Consider the following 23,574-nt stretch of genomic DNA (forward strand, 5'->3'; position numbering starts at 1 on the left):
ATGGAAGGGAAAGATAAAAAGGTACTATTGGTATACTACAAACTATTTAAACCGGGTGGCGTGGCTAAGGTAATGACCACTTTGGCCAATGAGCTTGTGGCGGAAGGGTATAAGGTAGAAATTCTATTGTTGATGTCGCCCAGACCTAATTTTTATCCATTAAATGAAAATGTCAAAATACATCATATAGATACTTTTTCACATTGGGCTTGGAAAATATGTGAATTTAATGTAAAGTGGCTTAGATTTATTCCTAAAATACAGAACATCAATGCCTATATTTATCATATAGGGGTTTATTTAATGTTAAAAAATTGGTTAGGAAAGAATCATCAGAATTACGATACTATTATCTCTTGTTGGTATAAGTTGTCTTCTTTTATTTCTTTGTGGAGCGGGGTGAGAGAGAGAACTATAGCATGGGAGCATACAGATTTTAATACAGGTGGTTTTTTTTATAAGGGATTTCTGAGAAGGGTTTTTTATAAGAATTTGAAGCAAGTGGTTGTTATTAACCGACCGTCTATGTTACATTATGAACAATTTAATAAGACCAGTTGTATTGCCAATATTATAGGAGAACCTTTTGATAGTAAGAAAAAAATTGGCTTTCAGGAGAAGTTTAATTTGATATCGTATGTGGGTAGGTTAGATAGAGATAAAAATGTTGCTGAATTATTGGAGATCTTATCTCAAGTTAATCTTCATTCGGATTGGAAATTACAAATTGTAGGGGAAGGAGATAAACGAGAAGAGCTAGAAAAATTAGTGAAGAGTAATAATTTAGAGAACAAAGTTTCTTTTTTAGGCAATAGAACGGTGAATGAAATAGAAAGTTTGTTAGAAAGGTCTAAAGTTTTTGTGTTTACTTCCTTGAAAGAAGGTTTGCCTACTGTTTTATTAGAAGCCATGTTTTGTTCAAATGTTTTAGTGGCTTATGATTGTAATTATGGACCGTCAGATATTATCAATAAGAATAATGGTTTTTTAATTCCGCTTAGAAATAAAGATTTATTCAGAGAAAAGCTACAGTATCTATTAGATAGTCCGGCGGATTTAGAGCGTTTATCACACTCCTCCTACAGGGAGGCACAAAAATGGAAAAAAGATAAAATTTTAGAACAATGGAAGAAGATTTTATAAAACTATCAATTATAATCCCAGTATATAATACTCCGGTAAAATACTTGCAAGAATGTTTAGAAAGCATTAGAAATGCTAATATCAATTATAAGTATGAAGTATTAATTATTGATGATGGTTCTACGAATGGAGAAATAATTTCTTTCTTTAGAAACTATAAGCAAGATAATATTGTTACAATTTTATTTCAAGAAAATAAAGGACCATCTTCTGCAAGAAATACAGCAATAAAATCAGTAAAAGGGGAGTATATACTTTTTTTAGATTCAGACCTTGTTACTACCAGAAATTAATAAGGTAATTAAGTTTTTGAATGAAAATTCAAATTATGATGTGGTTTACTGTGACTTGAAAACTTTTGGAGCGTTTACCTATAGTTCAAAAAAAGGCAATTTTTCCAAATTTAAGTTGATGTGTATTGGTAATTTGATGGCTGTAACTAGTCTTTTTAGAAAGAAAGTTTTTGATAAGGTGGGAGGGTTTAATGAGGGTTTGTTTTATGCAGAGGATTGGGATTTTTGGATTAGGATAGCAAGTGCAGGATTTAGGTTTAAATATCTTCCAGAGCCTTTCTTTTTATATAGAAAAATGAATGATGGAGTGTCTCTTTCACAACAAAATTATAATAAAAGAGAAGAAATAAAAAGTTTTATTAAATCTCAATTTGATCCACATAAGGAGATTACAATAGAAGAAGTTAATCTATATGTTTTAAATAACTTTAGAGATAACAAGAAACATATCTGTAAACTTTTAATAATTTTATTTTTTCCTTGGTTATTCAAAGTTTTAAAGAAAAAAGGAATTTATAAAAATGATATTGTAGTAGATTAATTATGCTTTTTAACTCAATAGAATTTGCGATATTTTTACCAATAGTTTTTATACTTTATTGGTTTGTATTTCATAAAAATATAAAGCTACAAAACTTCTTTATAGTAGTTGTAAGTTATATTTTTTATGGTTGGTGGGATTGGCGTTTTCTTTTTCTTATTCTGTTTAGTACAGTGTTGGACTATTCTTTAGGAAGATTACTGGCTTTAGATGAGAAGCCTAAAAAACGAAAGATGTATCTTACCATTAGTGTGATACTCAATTTGGGATTTTTAGGATTTTTTAAGTATTGTAACTTTTTTATAGATAACTTTATAGCAGCATTTACTTTTTTTGGACAAAAACCATCTATTCATACACTTAATATTTTGCTTCCTGTGGGGATTAGTTTTTATACTTTCCAAACATTAAGCTATACTATAGATGTGTATAAGAAGAAACTAGAACCAACCAAAGATTTCATTGCATTTAGTGCCTTTGTGAGCTTTTTCCCGCAGTTGGTAGCGGGACCTATTGAGAGGGCCACACACCTATTGCCTCAATTTTATAAAAAGAGAGAATTTGACTACACTAAGGCGGTGGACGGTATGCGTCAAATCCTTTGGGGGCTTTTTAAGAAAATGGTAATAGCGGATAACTGTGCGGTTTATGCTAATCAGATTTTTGCGAGTTCAGATACCTCTTCGGGAAGTACGTTAGTGCTTGGAGCTCTATTTTTCACCTTTCAAATTTATGGAGATTTTTCTGGTTATTCGGATATTGCCATAGGTACCTCTCGTTTATTTGGGTTTGATTTGATGAAGAACTTCGCTTATCCTTACTTTTCTCGTGATGTAGCAGAATTTTGGAGACGTTGGCATATTTCTCTTTCCACTTGGTTTAGGGATTATCTATATATTCCTTTGGGTGGGAGCAAGGGCGGAAATTGGATGAGAATTAGAAATACTTTCATTATTTTCTTGGTGAGTGGGTTTTGGCACGGAGCCAACTGGACCTTTATTGTTTGGGGATTTCTAAATGCCCTTTTCATAATGCCATCCATTGTACTGAAAACAAATAGAAATAATATAGAAGTGGTGGCTCATGATAAAGTACTCCCTTCTTTAAGGGATGTTTTTAATATGCTTACTACCTTTGGATTGATGGTTTTTGCGTGGATTTTTTTCAGAGCAGAAAGTATGGCTTATGCTGTTTCTTATATTACTAACATATTTCAACCATCATTATTCAGTTTTCCTAGTCTTAATAAGGCGGCATTAGCTACTCTGATTCTAGTTGGCTTTTTATTGATAATGGAATGGCAAGGACGAAGAGGAGAGTTTGCATTAGAAAAATTCTTAACAAACGAAATAAAAGTAGGAATAAAGTATCCACAAAAGCTCACTAATATTGTCTTTTTTAAAATAGGGGGGGGGTAATTTACTGATTGTGAGGTGGTTATTTTATTCTTTTCTCCTTCTTTTAATCGGTCTATTTATGCAGACTAACGAGACACCATTTATTTATTTTCAGTTTTAATAGATATGAAATCATTTATAAAAAAGATTATATTTTTCTCCGTTTTTGGAAGTGTGTTCTATGTAGTAGTTTTGCCAATATGGAGCCAGATAATGCCACCATTTATGGCTAAGAATGTGAGAAACTGTGTGGGGTGCTATGGTCATTTGTTTTCCAGAACCAGAGATGTTGGCAATCTAGAAAAAAGTCCAGATATTTTATTTTTAGGGTCATCACACGCTTATCGAGGTTTTGATACTAGGGTATTTAGTAAAAATGGTATTTCTTCATTTAATTTAGGTTCTAGTTCGCAATCACCTATTAACACGCAGGTGTTACTCAAGCAATATTTGGATAGGATAAAACCTAAAATGATAGTTTACGAAGTGTATGCAGGAACGCTTTCGGCTGATGGTGTAGAGTCTTCTTTGGATATGTTAAGTAACAATAAAATAGATGTTAATGCTATTGAAATGGTACGGCGTACTAGGCACTTAGCAGTTTTTAATACAGCTATTTATGGTTTATATAGACAAATATTAGGTTTAAATAAAACATTTTCTGAACCAAGTATACAGAATGATGATGTTTATGTGCAGGGAGGTGGTTTTGTGGAAACAAAGTTTAGAAAAAATCCAATGCTAGAAGAAGCAAAAGGCAAGTGGGAACTTAACCCTAAACAAATTGAGGCTCTGAAGGAAAACTTAGACTATATTAAGAAAAGAAATATACCCTATATTTTAGTTCAAGCCCCTATTACCAAAAAACTTTATGAGTCTAAAACGAATAACAAATCGGTGGATAGTCTTCTATCAACTATGGGGACTTATAAGAATTTTTATGGCGAATTACCTTTAAACGATACCATAGACTTTTACGATAGTAATCATCTTAACCAAGAGGCGGTCGTTAAGTTTAACGAAAGTTTTATTACTTATTTAAAAACCTTAAAAAGATAGATATGAGTGATAAAAAAAAGAAACTTCTCATTCGTATAGGTTCATTGAGACATGGTGGAGCGGAGAAGGTACTGGTAACTTTTCTTAAAAACCTTCCGCCAGATAAGTATGAGGTGGACTTGTTACTCAATTTATACTCGGGGAAATATCTATCGGAAGTTCCTAGCTGGGTTAATATTTTGTATCTAAACAAAGGAGAAATGATAACCACTAATCGTTTGCAGGATATTCCTCAAAAAGCGTTTAGAGTTATTTATCAAGGAATACTAAAAAAGTTTCCAAAGTTACTTTATCATTTTATTCTCAAAGGTAAAAAGTACGATGTTGAATTAGCTGCCATACACGGTTTTAGAGATGAGGTGTTAAATTCGCCGTTGAAACAATCTAAGAAAATCATCTGGATACATAACGATTTAAGAAAAACCGAATTTCACAACTATACAGATGCTGAAATTAGAAAGTTTTTTGGATATGATAAGATTATGGTCATATCTGAATATATACGGAAAGACTTTGAAAGCCTAGCTCAAAGTGAGGCGGAAAAAAATAAAATTGTTAGGATTTATAATCCACTTGACACGCAGGAAATTCTTAATAAAAGTAAGGTAGAAGAGTTGCCCAAACCGATGCTTCCAACTTTTGTATCCGTTGGTACGGTGTTTCCACAAAAGGGGTTTGATAGACTTCTCAAAGTACACAAAAGGCTCTTAGACGAGGGTTTGCCACATCGTGTACAAATTATAGGAGATGGCTATGATTTTGATAATATTCAAAATCTCAAAACAGAACTTGTGATAGATGATACAGTAGATATGTTAGGCTTTACAGATAACCCATATCCGTATTTCAAAAATGCCGATTTCTATATTTTAAGTTCGAGGTACGAGGGCTATCCTACCGTGTTGTTTGAAGCGATTACTTTGAGAAAGAATATTATCGCAACAGATGTTTCTGGGGTTAGAGAGATGCTCTTAGATGGAGAGCTAGGATTTATTGTAGATAATTCAGAAGAAGGTATTTACCAAGGAATGAAAAAGGCACTTACCAATCCACAGTATTTTCAAACCTATCAAGAAAAACTAAAAGATTACCAAATGCCATTCAATCTTACCAATTCTGTGGAGAAGATAATGCAAATCTTAGATAGTTAGAGCCGCTTTTTTTATTAGGGCGTGCCCCTAGTCCTTGCAGTGGCTTAGGCTCGGGTCGGTCTTCGGGCAGTCGCTATCTTATAAAATCGAAGGCTGATTCCTTTCATTTTTTATAAGATGAGCTCCCACAATGCCTTTCGCCCTCACGCACGGTCTGGATATTATAGAGATATTTCTCTATCTTTGCCATAAGTTTATCAAGCGGACTTAGATGAATTACACTACTATACAAAAAGACTTCTACCGAGAGAGTGGAAAGTGGCTTTCTGGGATTCAGATTTTGAAAAAATGCTTCAGCCCTAATCTGCATTATATTTATTGGTTTCGTAAAGCACAGAAATATAGAAGTACTCCTTTTTTAGGGTTTATTGTACGATTTATTCTTAGGCACTATCAAATAAAATATGGTTTTCAGATTTATCCTGAAACTCAAATAGGCGAAGGTTTTTATTTGGGACATTGGGGAGCGGTGGTTATCAATCCGAAAACCATTATTGGTAAAAATTGCAATATAGCACAAGGGGTTACCATAGGTCAGCAGAACCGAGGCAAAAAGCAGGGCGTGCCTACCATTGGAGATGAAGTTTGGATTGGGGCTAATGCTGTAATTGTGGGTGGGATAACTATAGGGAATAACGTCCTTATAGCCCCTAATGCGTATGTGAATACCGATGTATCTAGTGGTTCTGTAGTTATGGGGAATCCAGCACAAATTATCCCTAACGACCAAGCAACGGAGGGTTATATTAACCATAAAGTTTAATTATAAAAAGTGTTAAAAAATACTTTAATTGGTTCAAAAACATTATATTTGCATAATTCTTGATACCCTAGGGTGTTGACGATAGTTTGAAAATTATTCAAAACGAGGAGACTAATTTTAAAATTTATATATTATGCCAAATTCGTATGAAGTAATTTTCGAAAACAACAAAAAGTGGGTAGAAAGTAAACTGGGTGGAGATGCTGATTTTTTCAAAAATTTAGCTAAAAATCAAACTCCAGATTTTCTTTACATTGGATGTTCGGATAGTAGAGCAACAGCAGAGGAGTTAATGGGAGCTCAGCCGGGCGAAGTGTTTGTTCACAGAAATATAGCTAATGTGGTAAATACTTTAGATATGAGTTCTACAGCAGTTATACAATATGCCGTAGAACATCTTAAAGTAAAGCACATTGTGGTATGTGGGCATTATAACTGTGGAGGTGTAAAAGCTGCTATGTCTTCTCAGGATTTAGGATTGCTTAATCCTTGGTTGAGAACTATTAGAGATGTTTACAGGTTACACCAAGCGGAGCTAGACGCTATCGAAGACGAACATAAGCGTTTCGATAGATTGGTAGAGCTGAATGTTCAGGAGCAATGCATCAATGTAATTAAAATGGCGTGTGTGCAAGAAAGATACATTTTAGAGGAGTTTCCTATTGTACACGGGTGGGTGTTTGATTTAAGAACTGGTAAGTTGATAGATTTGAATCTTGATTTTGCTAAGATGCTTAAAGATATTCAAAAAATCTACAATCTAACAGATTCTGATTGGGTAATGAGTAGAAGAAATAACAAAAATCTAAACCCTTAAAAGTTTTTTAGATGAGGTTTAAAAGTATTTTATTGTTGATGATTTTCCTAAACTTTATGGCGTTACCAAGTATCGCCAAGATGTTTGGTGAAGACATTTCAATAGTTACTTTTACAATCTCTGAAGAAGAAACACAGTCTGGAGAAACCATTTCGTTTTCGGAGAAAATGATTTCGGAAGTTATGAGTTTGCAGGATTTTTCCTTGTTGTCTAGCTATAAATACGCCAGTAGAGTGTTTATAAGTTCTGATGATGCAGCTCTTCTCTCACCGTTCTTATCGGTGCATTATACGCCTCCAGAAGCATAATATTACTACTATCTCTTCTTATCTGAGGAGGTTCAGCTTGATATTTTATCAATTTTTAGTCGTTTGAAATAACGGTAAATTCTCTTAGAGAGGTTATTGGTTATTGTAGAAACGAGAGTTCTAATTATTTCAATATTTAAAATGAAAAAGACATCTTTATTAGGAGGTTTTAAAGAAAACTTTCCTTCAGGACTTGTGGTATTCTTGGTAGCATTACCATTGTGTTTAGGAATTGCATTAGCATCTGGAGCACCGCCGCTTTCTGGTATTATTTCTGGTATTATAGGTGGTATTGTGGTAGGTTATATTAGTAATTCGCATATATCAGTATCAGGACCTGCTGCTGGTTTAACAGCGATTATCCTTACAGCTATTACAGATTTAGGAGCGTTTGAGCTTTTTCTTTGCGCGGGTATTATAGCAGGTGTAATACAGTTGATTTTAGGATTTGTGCGTGCAGGTAGTATTTCTAATTATTTCCCTACTAATGTGATAGAAGGTATGCTTGCTGGTATTGGAGTTATCATTATTATGAAACAAATCCCGCACGCTTTAGGATATGATAGTGATTTTGAAGGAAATGAAACCATTTTTGACAACGGCTATAATCTTGATTCTATATCTAGCTATCTTCAAAATCTTAGCTCATCGGTGCATATGGGGGCAATTATAGTAACATTAGTTTCTCTTGCGATTCTTTTGTTGTGGGACAATGTGGCAGCACTTAGAAAACTTAAAATGTTACCAGGAGCATTAGTGGCGGTAGCGGTAGGTATTTTATTAAATGAGTTTTTCAAGGCTAGTGGAAGCTCTTTAGCGATAAGTGAAGAACATTTAGTTAATCTGCCAGTACCTCAATCTGCTGAAGATTTTAAAAATATGATTGTATTGCCTGATTTTTCAGGATTTACTAACCCCCAAATTTGGGTAGTGGGGGCTACTATAGCTATTGTAGCTTCTATAGAAACATTATTGTGTATTGAAGCAGCAGATAGATTAGATAATAAAAGAAGAATTACAGATACCAACTTAGAGCTTAGAGCTCAAGGGATAGGTAATATGGTGAGTGCTTTCATTGGAGGGCTTCCAATGACTTCAGTAGTAGTTCGTTCTTCTGCTAATGCCAATGCGGGAGCTACATCTAAAGTTTCGGCTATTATACATGGCGTATTGTTGTTAGTTTGTGCAGTATCTATACCTGTTATCCTTAATAAGATACCTTTGGCTACTTTAGCAGCAGTACTTCTTTTAGTAGGATATAAATTAGCAAAACCATCTACAATTGCTCATTTTTGGCACAAAGGGAAGTATCAATTCATTCCTTTCATAGCTACGGTAGTTGCAGTTGTGGCTACAGACTTACTGAAAGGAGTGGGAGTAGGTATGGCGATTTCTATATTCTATATTTTACAAGGGAATATGAAAAGAGCGTACTACTTTAGCCGTGAAGAGTTAGACGAAGCTGATGAAATTACCATAAGATTAGCAGAAGAGGTTTCGTTCCTTAACAAAGCGGCAATCAAGAAGACTTTAAAAAATATAAAACCAAACTCTAAAGTAACTATAGATGCTAGAAATACCTCTTATATTACTACAGATGTATTAGAGTTAATACAAGACTTTGCTAATGTAAGAGCTAAGGAGGAAGATATAGAAGTAGTGTTACTAGGGTTTAGAACATCTTATAAAGATTATGAAAAAGACCAACATTCTCATATAGAGCTTGGTCATGGTAAAGCAATTTAATTTCATTTTATAAGTTTTTCACTAGAGGTTGGGCGTCAGTTTATAAAGCTGAAGCCCAACTTTTATTTTTAATTGTCCTTAAACATAAATCTTGTATCTTTGGGGGCTTTTTTATCTATGAAGAAAATATTAGGGGGGATTTCGTTGTGTTGGTTTAGTTTAACCTTTTATATGGTGGTTACGCTAGTTTTGGTGTTGTTGGTAAAACCCGATGGCTTTTTTCTTATACCAATATTAGAAGGGAGATTTTATTTTTTTGCAGTGTTTTTAGCGGCTTTATTTTTTGATAATCAACTGAAAAACTATCCAAAAATAAAAGTACTGGTAAGCTGGTTGCTAGCCTATGCCTTTTTAGGTATGGTTTATAAGGAGACGGCACAACTCAATCTTATGTTTTTTGATAAAATAGATAGTTGGCTAGTTGAGATAGACCACCTTTTGTTTGGCTTTCAGCCTTCGCTAGAGTTTTCTAAGGTTTTTGATTATCCTTGGTTTAGTGAACTGATGTTCTTAGGGTATTTCTTCTATTACCTAATGCCTCTCATTGTGATGGGAATGCTTTTTAAGTACAAGCCTAATCTATTGGAGTTTTTTGGTTCTTTATTGATAACAGCTTTTGTTATCTATTACACTATTTTTATTTTTGTTCCAGCGGAAGGGCCACAGTTTTATTTCCCATATCCTAGCAATACGGTAGAAGCTTATGGTCTTTTTGGAATGGCAGTAAAACAAATCCAATTGATGGGCGAAGCTCCTACGGCGGCATTTCCTAGCTCTCATGTGGGCGTAAGTGTAGTAGTTCTGATTTGGCTATTTAAACATTACAGAAAATTATTTTTCTTAATATTTCTATTTACATTTATTCTTGTTTTCTCTACGGTGTATATCAAAGCACATTATGCGGTAGATGTTTTGGCGGGAGGAGTTACAGGAGTATTGGTTTACTTGCTTAGTTCAAGTATGACTTTATTTTTTATAAAAAAACGAAAACGATGGAAATCACTATAAAACAAGTAGAAGGGGCTAAAGAGCTTCGTGCTTTTATCTACCTTCCAGAGAAGATACACCATAATCATCAGGAGTGGCTACCGCCTCTCTACATAGATGAAGAGAAGTTTTTTAATCCTAAGAGAAACCCCGCATTTCAGCATAACGACACCATTCTATTATTAGCTTACCAAAATGGAAAAGCAGTTGGTAGAATTATGGGGATTATACCACATGAGTATAACAAAAAACAAAACCTTAAAACAGCAAGATTTAGCTATTTTGAATGTTATGAGGACGAAGCCGTATTCTCGACGTTATTAAAAGAGGTAGAGCAATGGGCGAAGTCTAAAGGTTGCGAAGAGCTTATTGGACCGATGGGATTTTCCGACAAAGAGCCTCAAGGGTTTCTTACCAAAGGATTCTCTGAACCTACGATGATGATTACCAACTCTAGCTTTGAGTATATGTCTAGAATGATTTTGGCTTCGGGGTACAGTTCTTTTGTGGAGTTGTGTCAATATGATGTTCCGCTAACTTCTAAAATTACCGAACGCTACGAGGCTTTTACGGAAAGAATACAAAGCAGAATGAACATCACGGTACATCAGTTCACTTCTACGAAACAGGTGAAGCCTTTTGTGAAGTCGGTGTTTAACCTTATCAATGCTACTTATCAAGAAATCTATGGCTTTACTTCTATTTCAGAGGAAGAAATGGACGAGTTTGCCAACCGTTTTCTCCCATTATTAAATCCTAAGTTAATTAAAATTATTAGCGATGGTTCGGGGAGGGTAGTGGCGTTTGTGATAGCGATGGCAGACCTAAGCCAAGGGATTAAAAAGGCTAAAGGGAGACTGTTGCCATTGGGTTGGTTCCATATTTTGAGAGCGTCTAAAACATCTAAACGATTGGTGCTATTGTTAGGCGGTATTGCACCAGATTATCAAAACAAAGGTCTAGATGCGGTTTTGGCAACGCACCTTTTTGGTTCTGCAATTAAGCTAGGCTTTAGATCGGTAGATAGCCACTTAATTATGAGAGAAAACCACAAGATGCGTGCAGAGATAGAGCGTTTGCCTAACCACAGAATGTACAAGGAGTACACTATCTATAAAAAGGAAATTTAGCGAAGCGGATTACTTTCCATTAAAGCCTGTCATCGCATTTTGGATACCTGCGAAAACAAAAGCTAAAGAAGCCTTAGTAAATTGCTCTAGGCGTTCTGGGAGTTTGCTTTGTTCTTCCTCGGTCCATTTGCCGAGTACATAGTCCACTTGTTTACCTTCGGAGAAATTGGCAGAAATACCAAACCTTAATCTTGGGTAGTTTTGCGTTTGTAGGAGTTCTTGGATATTTTTTAGTCCATTATGTCCTGCGTCTGAGCCTTTCATTTTCATTCTAAGCGTACCGAAAGGCAAGGCTAAATCATCGGTGATGACAAGCAAATTTTCTAGCGGAATGTTCTCTTTTTTTAGCCAAAACTTCACGGCGTTACCGCTTAAATTCATATAGGTGTCGGGTTTTAGTAATATTACTTTTCTGCCCTTATATTTACCCTCTGCTACCCAGCCAAAGTTAGCTGTTTTAAAAGGAGCCTCTATGCTTTCTGCAATTTTTTCTACAACTTTAAAGCCTACATTGTGGCGAGTTTCTGTGTACTCGTCTCCTTTGTTGCCCAGCCCTACGATAAGGTATTTCATGGTTTTACTTTATTTTTAATGCGGTGCAAATTTAGAGTAATAATTGGTTTTAAAAAAGTTTTACTATCTAAGAAAGCTTTTATGAGAAGCAACAAAAAATCCCTCCAGTAGATTTGGAGGGATAAAAAAATTACTTAGACAATAGTGCTTCTATTTTAGATAACCTTTCTTTGAGTTCTTTAATTTCGGCATCTTTAGCTTTTAGGGCTTTGTCTTGCTCTATGCTGTGTAAATAGAGTTCTTCTATCTTCTCTACATTGGTGAGCTGGGTAGCCATAAGGTCTATATAACCTTGTTTTTTAATTTCTGCGGCGGACTTATACCCTGGCAAATGTCCATTAGTCTTTACAAAATCTTCTACTTGGCTTAGGGTTTTAAAGCTATAATCTGCCTTTAGGCTAGAAGTACCTGTATAATACTTTTGGAACACATAGTCTGGGAAGATAGCGGCATTAGTACCTACAAAACCCGTGGCTTTTACATTACCTGCAACTTCTAGTTTTTCGGTAGGAGCTGTAACGCCTATACCTGTTTTACCTTCTATATAATTTGTTTTTTCAGAACCATTGATATAAATACCATACTGATTGGTCGCATTTCTTACATTTCCAGTAGCATAAAAATCATACGAATTAGTTATTGTTCCTGAATAAGTTGAAGTATCACTTCTTGAAAAAAAGCCATAAGAATCAATTATATTACCTGACCCTTTAAGACTTCTAACTGAATAAACTCCTATAAGTTGCTCAATAGGGGCAATATTTTGTTCTAGAGTAGAAAAAAGAGATAAACTTCCATAGGCATTTTTAATAGAACCTGCTGGTTTTTGAATGCTCGTAGCAATGCCGGCTCCACGAATGTCTCTTGTATTTTCTCCTCCTACATCAAAAGTTCTTGCAGCTATAGAGGTTAACTCAAGAGTGTTTCCATTATCTAGCTTCTCCGCGGTAAAACTACCAGTTCGTACAAGCCTTACAGGGATAGAAGTATCTGTAGGAATGATAAGCCTGTGATTTTGTCCTACGAAATTCCCATTAGTTCCGGTGTTACCTTCAATCTTATCAACATTATATATGTAATGTTCCCCCCAGCCTGATATATCTCCATAAATATCATTAGATGTAGGAGAGGAAGAAGAATTTAAAAATATGAAATTACCACTAAGTTCTGAAATGTTTTTAGTCTGTATTTGATTTGTTACACTATTATAATCTTGAAATATAGATTGAGTCTTAGGGTATTTTTGGTAGCTTCCAGTAGGAGTATATTGTACAATATCCTTAATCTCAGAATCTATAAGTCTAATGTTTCCGCTGTTTTGTTTTTGCCAAATATCATCATTGTTTCCTGTACTCTTTACCCACTCTGTACCATTGTAATAGTAATAACCCTTTTCTGTGATTTTAGCTACTTTGGTATCATTACCTGTATAATTGCTTATAGCCCCATTGGTCTTAGTAGAGTCATCTATTACATACACTAGAGTTCCTTCTACAGGAGCTTCGATACTTGCCACACGAGTTTTACTTAATTGGGGAGCTAAAATCCCTTCGTTAGTCTTGGCGTTATCTTGGCTATTGGTTGCATTGGGCTGAACATCTAAAGTAGCTCTAGGTAAGGAGATATTAACCCCTACTTTACCACTTTGCCCATAAACTGCTAAGCCTAAACCTAAAAAGGCGAGTACACTTAATTTTGTAGCTGTTGTTTTCATAATATTTAATTTTAAAAATTGTTAATGATTTTGTTTAATTTTTTCTTTGTTGTTCTTTGGGTTAAAAATTCCCTAGCGTGGCGTTTAGAATTTCCTAACTAGGGAATTAAGATTTCCTAGCTAGGAAATTTTTTGTGGGTGGCTAGGCTTTCTCAAATTTCAGCGTTTGTAGCATCTTTTTAAGGTCAGACCCCGGGGTAAATAGTACTTTTGTGTTTCTAATCGCTGCCGAAGTTACTTCCTCTTCCTTAGCTTTGCCCTCACTGCTAAGGCTCACTCTCATACTGCCGAGTTCGCCTAGTCTTACAATTCGTCCTTCTGATAATGAGGTTTGCATCACATCTACGAGGGCGTAAAGCACCGCTCTAATGTCTGCTCCACTTACGGTGGAAATCTTCTCGATGTCTTTGGTAAGACCTTCTAGAGTCTTCTCTCCTTGATACACAGGCGATGCATAGAATTTTTTGTCGCCTCCACCCGCCACACCTGGCTGGGCTTTCTGAATAGTTTTGTACTTAATTGACATAATCTAGTATTTAATGGTTAATTGTTAATGTTCAATGGTTATCTAAAATCTAATCTCTCATATCTAACTTCTAACCTTAAAAAACGCCTTTCCCCTCTAAACACACACAAAACGAGAGGAAAGGCTAAAACAGAAAGAGCAGAACGCTTCTTCTGAACACTAAAAGCACCCAACAAGAACGACCATGTTTTAAGACAAAACAATGGTGCTTTTAGTAGATATTGATGAAAGCTAAAATTGGAATGGTCTAAACACAAAAAGCCCCCAATAAAAATTGGTGGAACTCTATTTATAATTAACAATAAAGGTTGAAATAATTTTCTAGATAATATAGCACATACCCACGAAACTACCTGTGTGTGTTTACGAAATTATTTGGAACAGCCAAATAATTCTGTAACTTTTTCACATTTTCTTGTATGTCGTTGATAGTGTATTGCATAAAGAAGAGACAAATGTATAAGCTATTTTTTAGATATGCAAATTTTATAAGGTGATAATTTAGAGGATAGAAGGTTTGTGAGGTTTAATAAAAAAATATATCTTTGCAGTTCATTTTGAGTGATATACACTTCTGAAATATAAAATAAGAATACAAAACTCTTATCCTTAGGGATTTAGGGTTTTGTTCTGTTGTATTTCAAGGTATTATCTATCTAATGAGAAAATTGAAAATATTTTGCACTACGCCGTGAAAAGATATACCGGAGTTGCAGTTAGAAAGTTTTTTAGGAAATGATGCCTGAATAGCTTTCTGATATTTTTAAAAAGAGTAACAAAATATTTTTAAACCAACAATCTTCTAAAAGTTTTATGAGTAAATCAAAGACGACACAAAAAGCTCAGGGAAATCAAAGAATTAATTTCTCGTCGGCTAAAGGAAGAGTGGAGACGCCAGACTTTTTGGATATCCAAATTCAATCCTTTAAGGAGTTCTTTCAGCTAGACACACTTCCGGAGCAGAGAGTGAACGAAGGACTTTACAAAACCTTCCAAGAAAATTTCCCAATTACAGATTCTAGAAACCAGTTTGTACTAGAGTTTTTAGATTACTTAGTAGATTCTCCTCGCTATTCTATAGATGAGTGTGTAGAGAGAGGGCTTACTTATTCTGTGCCATTAAAGGCAAGATTAAAATTATACTGTACAGACCCAGAGTACGATGATTTCCAAACGGTAATCCAAGATGTATATCTAGGTACAGTACCTTATATGACGCCTAGTGGTTCATTTATCATCAATGGTGCAGAGCGTGTGGTAGTAACACAGTTGCATAGATCTCCAGGGGTATTCTTCGGGCAGACTTACCACGCTAATGGTACTAAATTATACTATTCTAGAATTATCCCATTTAAAGGGTCTTGGATGGAATTTACTACGGATATCAACAGCGTAATGTACGCTTATATAGACCGTAAGAAAAAATTACCATTAACCACTTTACTTAGAGCTATCGGTTACGAGTCTGATAAGGAAATTCTTCAGATATTCGACTTGGCGGAAGAGGTTAAAGTGTCTAAAGCGGCTCTTAAAAAAGTAGAAGGTAGAACTTTAGCAGCTAGAGTTCTTAATACTTGGTTTGAAGATTTCGTAGATGAAGATACAGGTGAGGTAGTTTCTGTAGAAAGAAACGAAATTATCTTAGATAGAGAAACCGTTCTTGAAAAAGAACATTTAGATTTGATTTTGGAGGCTGGTGTTAAAACCATTTTAATCCACAATGAAAACACTAAGGAGTTCTCCATCATTCAAAATACATTACAAAAAGACCCTACCAACTCAGAAAAAGAAGCGGTAGAGTACATCTATCGTCAGTTGAGAAACGCAGATCCACCTGATGAAGAAACTGCAAGAGGAATTATAGAAAAGTTATTCTTCTCGGAGCAGAGATATTCTTTAGGAGAGGTAGGTCGTTACAGATTGAACAAAAAGCTAGGTCTTAGCGTAGACGAAAGTGTAGAGGTACTTACTAAAGAGGACATCATTAGTATTGTAAAACACTTAATAGAGTTGGCTAACTCTAAAGCAGAGGTAGATGATATAGACCACCTTTCTAACAGAAGAATTAGAACGGTAGGAGAGCAGTTGGCAGGTCAGTTTGGAGTAGGTCTTTCTAGAATTGCAAGAACAATCCGTGAGAGAATGAATGTTCGTGATAACGAATTGTTTAGTCCAACAGATTTAGTTAACGCTAAAACATTAACATCGGTAATTAACTCGTTCTTTGGAACTAACCAGCTTTCTCAGTTTATGGATCAAACCAATCCACTTTCTGAGATTACACATAAGAGAAGATTATCAGCTTTAGGACCTGGTGGTCTTTCTAGAGAAAGAGCAGGTTTTGAGGTTCGAGATGTTCACCATACACACTACGGAAGAATTTGTCCAATTGAGACGCCGGAAGGACCGAACATTGGTTTGATTTCTTCTTTAGGTATTTATGCTAAAATCAATAATTTAGGTTTCATAGAAACGCCTTATCGTAAGGTAGAAAATGGTAAAGTAGATTTAGATGCGGCACCTATATATCTTAACGCAGAAGATGAGGAAGCTAAAATTATTGCTCAAGCGAACGTAGAGCTTGCTGATGATGGTAAGTTTGAAACAGAGAGAATTATTGCTCGTTTAGATGGAGATTACCCAGTGGTAGAACCAGAGCAAGTAGATTTAATAGATGTAGCTCCTAACCAGATTTCTGGTATTTCGGCATCACTTATTCCTTTCCTAGAACACGATGATGCTAACCGTGCCTTGATGGGATCTAACATGATGCGTCAGGCAGTACCATTATTAAAACCTCAAGCACCTATCGTAGGTACAGGTTTAGAAAAGCAAGTGGCTAGAGACTCTAGAATTTTAATCAATGCTGAAGGAACTGGTGTTGTAGAGTATGTAGATGCGGAGAGAATTGTTATAAAATATGATAGAACTGAAGATGAAGATATTGTAAGCTTCGAATCAGCTACTAAAACCTATCATTTAACTAAGTTCAGAAAAACCAACCAATCTACTACTATTACTCTTAAACCTATTGTAAGAGTAGGAGATACAGTAGAAAAAGGACAAGTACTTTGTGATGGTTACGCAACAGAAAACGGAGAGTTAGCATTAGGTAGAAACTTAGTGGTAGCGTTCATGCCTTGGAAAGGGTATAACTTCGAGGATGCGATTGTAATCAACGAAAAAGTAGTTCGTGAGGACTGGTTTACTTCTATCCACGTAGATGAGTATTCTTTAGAGGTAAGAGATACCAAACTAGGTATGGAGGAGCTTACAGCAGATATTCCTAATATCTCTGAAGATGCTACAAAAGACCTAGATGAAAACGGTATGATAAGAATCGGAGCAGAGGTAAAACCTGGTGATATTCTTATCGGTAAAATCACACCTAAAGGAGAGTCTGACCCTACTCCAGAAGAGAAGTTATTAAGAGCTATCTTCGGTGATAAAGCAGGAGATGTAAAAGACGCTTCTTTAAAGGCAGATTCTTCATTAAGAGGGGTAGTGATAGACAAAAAGCTATTCTCTAGAAATATTAAGGATAAGAAGAAGAGAACAGAAGAGAAAATCAAGCTAGAAGAAATAGAAAACCAATATAAAACTAAGTTCAATGAGCTTAGAGCGGTTCTTTTAGATAAATTAAACACTATTGTTAATGGTAAAACATCTCAAGGAGTTAAAAACGACTTAGGAGAAGAAATCATTGGTAAAGGTGCTAAGTTCTCTATGAAACTACTTCAGTCAGTAGAAGATTATGTAAATGTAAGTGGTTCTGACTGGACAGTAGATACAGATAAAAACGAGTTAATTAAGCAATTAATTCACAACTATAAGATTAAGTACAACGATTTACAAGGAGTTAAAAACCGTGAGAAATACGCTATTTCAATCGGAGACGAGCTTCCTTCAGGAATAATTAAGTTGGCTAAAGTTTACATCGCTAAGAAGAGAAAGTTAAATGTAGGAGATAAGATGGCAGGACGTCACGGTAACAAAGGTATCGTATCTAGAATCGTTCGTGAGGAAGATATGCCTTTCTTAGAAGACGGTACGCCAGTAGACATCGTACTTAACCCGCTAGGGGTACCTTCTCGTATGAACATCGGTCAGATTTACGAAACGGTACTTGGTTGGGCAGGTAAGCAATTAGGCTTGAAGTTCGCTACGCCTATTTTTGACGGTGCTAAACTAGACCAAATTACAGAGTACACCGAAAAAGCAGGGCTACCTATCTACGGAAACACTTATCTGTATGATGGTGGTACAGGGGAGAGATTTACTCAGCCAGCTACTGTAGGTGTGATTTATATGTTGAAACTTGGTCACATGGTAGATGATAAGATGCATGCTCGTTCTATTGGACCTTACTCTCTCATCACGCAGCAGCCATTAGGAGGTAAAGCTCAGTTTGGTGGTCAGCGTTTCGGAGAGATGGAGGTTTGGGCACTAGAAGCATTTGGTGCGTCTAACATCTTGAGAGAAATCCTAACAGTGAAGTCAGATGATGTGATTGGTAGAGCTAAAACTTACGAAGCTATTGCGAAAGGAGAGGCAATGCCAGAACCGGGTATTCCAGAATCCTTCAATGTATTGCTTCATGAGTTACAAGGTTTAGGATTAGATGTAAGGTTAGAGGAATAATAGACACGAGATATGAGATACAAGATAAAAGAATACCATCTTCTCTTGGTTCTCGGTTCTCTTAATCTTTAAAAGAAACAAAATGTCAAATAAAAATAAAACAAGTAGATTTAATAAAATCTCGATAGGTTTAGCTTCACCAGAGTCTATTTTACAAGATTCAAGAGGAGAAGTATTAAAACCAGAAACCATTAACTATAGAACGCACAAACCTGAAAGAGACGGGCTTTTCTGTGAGAAAATATTCGGTCCTGTAAAGGATTACGAGTGTGCTTGTGGAAAATATAAGCGTATTCGTTATAAAGGCATTGTCTGCGACCGATGCGGTGTAGAAGTAACGGAGAAAAAAGTGCGTAGAGAGCGTATAGGGCACATCAACTTGGTAGTTCCTGTAGCTCATATTTGGTACTTCCGTTCTTTACCAAATAAGATAGGTTATCTTCTAGGATTGCCATCTAAGAAACTAGATATGATTATCTACTACGAAAGATATGTGGTAATTCAGCAAGGTATCGCTAAAAGATTAGACGGTTCTGATTTCGAGGAAATGGAATTTTTAACCGAGGAAGAATATTTAGATATTTTAGATACACTTCCTACGGAAAATCAATACTTAGATGACTCTGACCCTAATAAGTTTATCGCTAAAATGGGAGCTGAGGCTGTGGAAGAATTGTTAAAGAGAATAGATTTAGATGCTCTTTCTTATGATTTAAGACACAAAGCACACAACGAGACATCTAAGCAAAGAAGAACAGAAGCACTAAAAAGATTATCAGTAGTAGAAGCTCTTAGAGATGCTAATACGAGAATGATTAACCGCCCAGAGTGGATGGTAATGCGTGTACTTCCTGTAATACCACCAGAGTTAAGACCATTAGTGCCACTAGATGGTGGGCGTTTTGCGACATCAGACCTTAACGACCTTTATAGAAGAGTAATTATCAGAAACAATCGTCTTAAGAGACTTCTAGAAATTAAAGCTCCTGAAGTTATCTTAAGAAACGAGAAGCGTATGCTTCAAGAAGCGGTAGATTCTTTATTTGATAATACAAGAAAATCTTCTGCAGTTAAATCTGAGTCTAACAGACCATTAAAATCTCTTTCTGATTCATTAAAAGGTAAGCAAGGGCGTTTCCGTCAGAACTTACTTGGTAAAAGGGTAGACTACTCTGCTCGTTCGGTAATTGTGGTAGGTCCTACTTTACAACTACACGAGTGTGGTATCCCTAAAGATATGGCGGCAGAGCTTTATAAGCCGTTCATCATCAGAAAACTAATCGAAAGAGGTATCGTAAAAACAGTAAAATCTGCGAAAAGAATTATAGATAGAAAAGAACCTGTGGTGTATGACATTCTAGAAAATGTAATGAAAGGTCACCCAGTACTTCTTAACCGTGCCCCTACACTTCACCGTTTAGGTATTCAGGCATTCCAACCTAAAATGATTGAAGGTAAAGCGATACAACTACACCCATTGGTAACTACGGCATTCAATGCCGACTTTGATGGTGACCAGATGGCGGTACACTTACCTTTAGGTCCAGAAGCTATTTTAGAGGCTCAACTTTTAATGTTAGGTTCTCAGAATATCTTGAACCCTGCTAATGGTTCTCCAATTACGGTACCTTCTCAGGACATGGTACTTGGGCTTTATTTTATGACTAAAGAAGCTCATTCTACGGAGGATTATAAAGTGAAGGGAGAAGGTTTAACTTTCTACTCTCCAGAGGAAGTAGAAATTGCCTACAACGAAGGACAAGTAACGCTTAATGCTAAAGTTAAGTGTAAACTTCCTGTGAAGAATGAAAACGGAGAATTAGTAACTAAACTGATTGAAACTACTGTTGGTAGAATTTTATTCAATCAGATAGTACCTGAACAAATAGGATTCATCAATGAACTTTTAACGAAAAAATCGTTAAGAAATGTAATTGGTAGAATCTTAGCAGAAACTGATTTCCCAACTACAGTTCAGTTCTTGGATAGAATGAAAGACTTAGGATACTCTAACGCATTTAAAGGAGGTCTATCGTTCAGCTTAGCTGATATTGTGGTGCCAGAAGAGAAGAAACAAATGATAGCTTCGGCGGTAGAAAGTGTAGATGATATTAAGGCTAACTATAATATGGGTCTTATCACTGATACTGAGCGTTATAACCAAGTAATTGATGTTTGGACAAATACTAACGCTAACCTTACCGAAATGATTATGCAGAGAATGAAGACCGACCAAGGTGGTTTCAATTCTGTATATATGATGCTAGATTCTGGTGCGAGGGGTTCTAAAGAGCAGATTCGTCAGTTATCAGGTATGCGTGGTCTAATGGCAAAACCTCAAAAAGCAGGTTCAGTAGGTGCAGAGATTATCGAAAACCCTATTGTAGCTAACTTTAAAGAGGGGCTTTCTATCCTTGAGTACTTTATCTCTACTCACGGTGCTCGTAAAGGTCTTGCGGATACGGCGCTTAAAACGGCGGATGCTGGTTACTTAACGAGAAGGTTGGTAGATGTAGCTCAAGACGTTATCATTACTGAAGACGATTGTGGTACTCTAAGAGGTGTGGAAGTAACGCCACTTAAAAAGAATGATGAAATAGTAGAGAAATTATCTGAAAGAATTTTAGGTAGAATTTCTTTACATGATATATATGACCCAGAAACAGACGAGTTAATCGTAGAAGCTGATGTTCTTATAGATGAAGAATTAGCTAAGAAGATAGAAGAGGCTGGTATAGAGTCTGTGGAGGTTCGTTCACCTTTAACTTGTGAATCTAAGAGAGGTATCTGTGCTAAATGTTACGGTAGAAACTTAGCTACAGGTAAGATGATTCATATGGGAGAAGCTGTGGGTGTTATTGCAGCACAGTCCATCGGGGAACCTGGTACACAGCTTACCTTGAGAACCTTCCACCAAGGGGGAACAGCGGGTAACGTTTCCGAAAATCCATCTATCGTAGCTAAGAGAGATGGTATCGTAGAAATGGACGAAATTAGAACGGTAACTTCTGAAGATGAAGAAGGAAACCAAGCTGAAATCGTGGTGTCTCGTTCTACCGAATTCCGTTTGGTAGCAGATAATGCTAGCAGAACACCTATAATGGTAGCAAACTTACCTTACGGTTCAATACTTTCTGTAAAACCAGGGGATAAAGTGAAGAAAGGAGACCTTATAGCAAGATGGGATCCGTATAATGCGGTAATCATTGCTGAAACTTCTGGTAAGGTAGAGTACGAAGATATTATCAAAGGCGTGTCTTTCCAATTAGAAATTGACGAACAGACAGGCTTTGAAGAAAAGGTAATCTCTGAATCTAGAAACAAAAAAGCGGTACCTACCCTTAGAGTGGTAGATTCTAAAGGAGTAGAGCAAAAATCTTACAACTTACCTGTGGGAGCTCACTTAATGGTAAATGATGGAGAGAAGATTAAAGCTGGTAAGATTTTAATTAAAATCCCAAGAAAATCTGCAAAAGCAGGGGATATCACGGGAGGTCTTCCTAGAGTAACGGAACTTTTCGAAGCTAGAAATCCTTCTAATCCTGCGGTAGTAACAGAAATTGACGGGGTAGTATCTTACGGAAAAATCAAGAGAGGTAACCGTGAGCTTATCGTAGAGTCTAAATCAGGAGAAATTAAGAAATACTTGGTGAAGTTATCTAACCAAATCTTAGTTCAAGAAAACGACTTCGTAAGAGCAGGTTCTCCATTGTCAGATGGTTCAGTAACGCCTAATGATATTTTAGCAATTAAAGGTCCTACAGCGGTACAAGAATATTTGGTAAACGAAATCCAAGAGGTATACCGTCTACAAGGGGTGAAGATTGATGACAAGCACTTTGAAATCATCGTTCGCCAAATGATGACGAAAGTAGAGATTGTAGATGGTGGAGATACTCAGTTCTTAGAAGGTAGTCTAGAACATAAGCAAGACTTTATCGAAGAGAACGAAAGAGTGTTTGGTATGAAGGTAGTTACCGATCCAGGAGACTCTCAAGAGCTTAAAGCAGGTCAGATGATTACAGCGAGAGAATTAAGAGACGAAAACTCTAAGCTTAAGAGAGAAGACTTAAAACTGGTAGAAGTTCGTGAAGCACTTACGGCTACAGCACACCCTGTTTTACAAGGTATCACAAGAGCGGCTCTACAAACTAAGTCATTTATGTCTGCGGCATCTTTCCAAGAAACTACTAAGGTACTTAACGAAGCAGCGGTATCAGGTAAAGTAGATGAGTTGAATGGTCTTAAAGAAAATGTAATTGTAGGACATAGAATTCCTGCAGGAACGGGGCTTAAAGATTATCAGAACTTTATCGTAGGTTCTAATAAAGAGTTTGAAGATTTAAATTAATTTGAAGAAAAAATTGTTTGAAAGGTAGAAGATATTTGTTATCTTTATACCTTTCAAACTAAATAATAACTAAATAATAATTTTATGGACAACAATCAAAACCAAGATCCAAACAACATTAACATTGAACTTAACGAAATGGTAGCAGCTGGTGTATATGCTAACTTAGCTTTGGTAAACCACTCTCCATCTGAGTTTGTTTTAGATTTCATTCAGTTAATGCCAGGTGTTCAACAAGCTAAAGTAAGATCTAGGGTAATTTTAGCACCATTACATGCTAAAAGAGTTCTAAATGCTTTACAGCAAAATATTGCTAACTATGAGCAACAGTTTGGAGAAATTAAAGAGGTTGAACCTTTTGTATTAGGTGGGAATAATACGCCTCAAGCGTAATAAGTATTTACCTTTAAAATAATTAGAGTCTTATCTCAAAT

At 35.9% G+C, this 23,574-nt stretch carries 17 protein-coding genes and 1 pseudogene; 15 read left to right on the forward strand and 3 right to left on the reverse strand.

Going from position 1 to position 23,574, the window contains the following annotated elements; all coding sequences use genetic code 11:
• The 12 genes and pseudogenes from VIX88_RS10775 to VIX88_RS10830 all read left to right on the forward strand — a co-directional run bounded on the left by VIX88_RS10775 (position 1) and on the right by VIX88_RS10830 (position 11,335).
• Positions 1 to 1,143, forward strand: a complete 1,143-nt coding sequence (locus tag VIX88_RS10775; RefSeq protein WP_064969664.1) for a glycosyltransferase — start codon at positions 1 to 3, stop codon at positions 1,141 to 1,143.
• A complete protein-coding gene (locus tag VIX88_RS10780) occupies positions 1,125 to 1,436 on the forward strand; it encodes a glycosyltransferase family 2 protein (protein ID WP_064969662.1) in 312 nt (103 codons plus the stop codon). Before VIX88_RS10775 ends, VIX88_RS10780 begins: the two co-directional genes overlap by 19 nt.
• Positions 1,417 to 1,977: a glycosyltransferase family 2 protein gene (locus VIX88_RS10785; protein ID WP_064969660.1), complete on the forward strand. Its 561-nt coding sequence runs from the start codon at positions 1,417 to 1,419 to the stop codon at positions 1,975 to 1,977. Before VIX88_RS10780 ends, VIX88_RS10785 begins: the two co-directional genes overlap by 20 nt.
• Positions 1,978 to 1,979: 2 nt before the next feature.
• Positions 1,980 to 3,495 (forward strand): annotated as a pseudogene (locus tag VIX88_RS10790) (MBOAT family O-acyltransferase).
• 5 nt (positions 3,496 to 3,500) lie between these two features.
• A complete protein-coding gene (locus VIX88_RS10795) occupies positions 3,501 to 4,433 on the forward strand; it encodes a hypothetical protein (protein ID WP_014411271.1) in 933 nt (310 codons plus the stop codon).
• A gap of 2 nt (positions 4,434 to 4,435) precedes the next feature.
• Positions 4,436 to 5,584: a glycosyltransferase gene (locus VIX88_RS10800; protein ID WP_064969656.1), complete on the forward strand. Its 1,149-nt coding sequence runs from the start codon at positions 4,436 to 4,438 to the stop codon at positions 5,582 to 5,584.
• 211 nt (positions 5,585 to 5,795) lie between these two features.
• Positions 5,796 to 6,347, forward strand: a complete 552-nt coding sequence (locus tag VIX88_RS10805) for a serine O-acetyltransferase (protein ID WP_064969654.1) — start codon at positions 5,796 to 5,798, stop codon at positions 6,345 to 6,347.
• Between the two features lie 133 nt (positions 6,348 to 6,480).
• The gene (locus VIX88_RS10810; protein WP_014937977.1) at positions 6,481 to 7,164 is read left to right on the forward strand and encodes a carbonic anhydrase; all 684 of its coding nucleotides are present in this window, start codon (positions 6,481 to 6,483) and stop codon (positions 7,162 to 7,164) included.
• An 11-nt stretch (positions 7,165 to 7,175) separates the two neighbouring features.
• Positions 7,176 to 7,472, forward strand: a complete 297-nt coding sequence (locus VIX88_RS10815) for a hypothetical protein (protein ID WP_004917413.1) — start codon at positions 7,176 to 7,178, stop codon at positions 7,470 to 7,472.
• Between the two features lie 141 nt (positions 7,473 to 7,613).
• Complete coding sequence (locus VIX88_RS10820; RefSeq protein ID WP_014937979.1) at positions 7,614 to 9,218, forward strand: SulP family inorganic anion transporter; 1,605 nt, start codon at positions 7,614 to 7,616, stop codon at positions 9,216 to 9,218.
• Positions 9,219 to 9,335: 117 nt separating this feature from the next.
• Complete coding sequence (locus VIX88_RS10825; RefSeq protein ID WP_237190309.1) at positions 9,336 to 10,226, forward strand: phosphatase PAP2 family protein; 891 nt, start codon at positions 9,336 to 9,338, stop codon at positions 10,224 to 10,226.
• A complete protein-coding gene (locus VIX88_RS10830; RefSeq protein ID WP_214193872.1) occupies positions 10,211 to 11,335 on the forward strand; it encodes a hypothetical protein in 1,125 nt (374 codons plus the stop codon). Before VIX88_RS10825 ends, VIX88_RS10830 begins: the two co-directional genes overlap by 16 nt.
• 9 nt (positions 11,336 to 11,344) lie before the next feature.
• On the opposite strand, the gene pth is transcribed toward VIX88_RS10830, so the two are convergent.
• The 3 genes from pth to VIX88_RS10845 form a co-directional block, all read right to left on the reverse strand.
• Positions 11,345 to 11,908, reverse strand: coding sequence for an aminoacyl-tRNA hydrolase (gene pth / locus VIX88_RS10835; RefSeq protein ID WP_014937982.1), 564 nt, complete (start codon positions 11,906 to 11,908; stop codon positions 11,345 to 11,347).
• 130 nt (positions 11,909 to 12,038) lie between these two features.
• Positions 12,039 to 13,622 (reverse strand): hypothetical protein, encoded by a 1,584-nt coding sequence (locus tag VIX88_RS10840; RefSeq protein ID WP_214193873.1) that lies wholly within the window; start codon positions 13,620 to 13,622, stop codon positions 12,039 to 12,041.
• Between the two features lie 142 nt (positions 13,623 to 13,764).
• Positions 13,765 to 14,148 (reverse strand): HU family DNA-binding protein, encoded by a 384-nt coding sequence (locus VIX88_RS10845; RefSeq protein ID WP_064970198.1) that lies wholly within the window; start codon positions 14,146 to 14,148, stop codon positions 13,765 to 13,767.
• Positions 14,149 to 14,961: 813 nt separating this feature from the next.
• Here VIX88_RS10845 and rpoB point away from each other — a divergent pair.
• From rpoB to VIX88_RS10860, 3 genes are all read left to right on the forward strand, one after another.
• On the forward strand, positions 14,962 to 18,789 hold the full coding sequence (gene rpoB, locus VIX88_RS10850) for a DNA-directed RNA polymerase subunit beta (protein ID WP_038693483.1): 3,828 nt from the start codon (positions 14,962 to 14,964) through the stop codon (positions 18,787 to 18,789).
• 82 nt (positions 18,790 to 18,871) lie between these two features.
• Complete coding sequence (gene rpoC / locus VIX88_RS10855) at positions 18,872 to 23,140, forward strand: DNA-directed RNA polymerase subunit beta' (protein WP_222535156.1); 4,269 nt, start codon at positions 18,872 to 18,874, stop codon at positions 23,138 to 23,140.
• Between the two features lie 84 nt (positions 23,141 to 23,224).
• Complete coding sequence (locus VIX88_RS10860; protein ID WP_004916801.1) at positions 23,225 to 23,533, forward strand: DUF3467 domain-containing protein; 309 nt, start codon at positions 23,225 to 23,227, stop codon at positions 23,531 to 23,533.
• Positions 23,534 to 23,574 lie beyond the last annotated feature (41 nt).

The sequence above is a fragment of the Riemerella anatipestifer genome, assembly GCF_035666175.1.
GTDB lineage: Bacteria > Bacteroidota > Bacteroidia > Flavobacteriales > Weeksellaceae > Riemerella > Riemerella anatipestifer_D.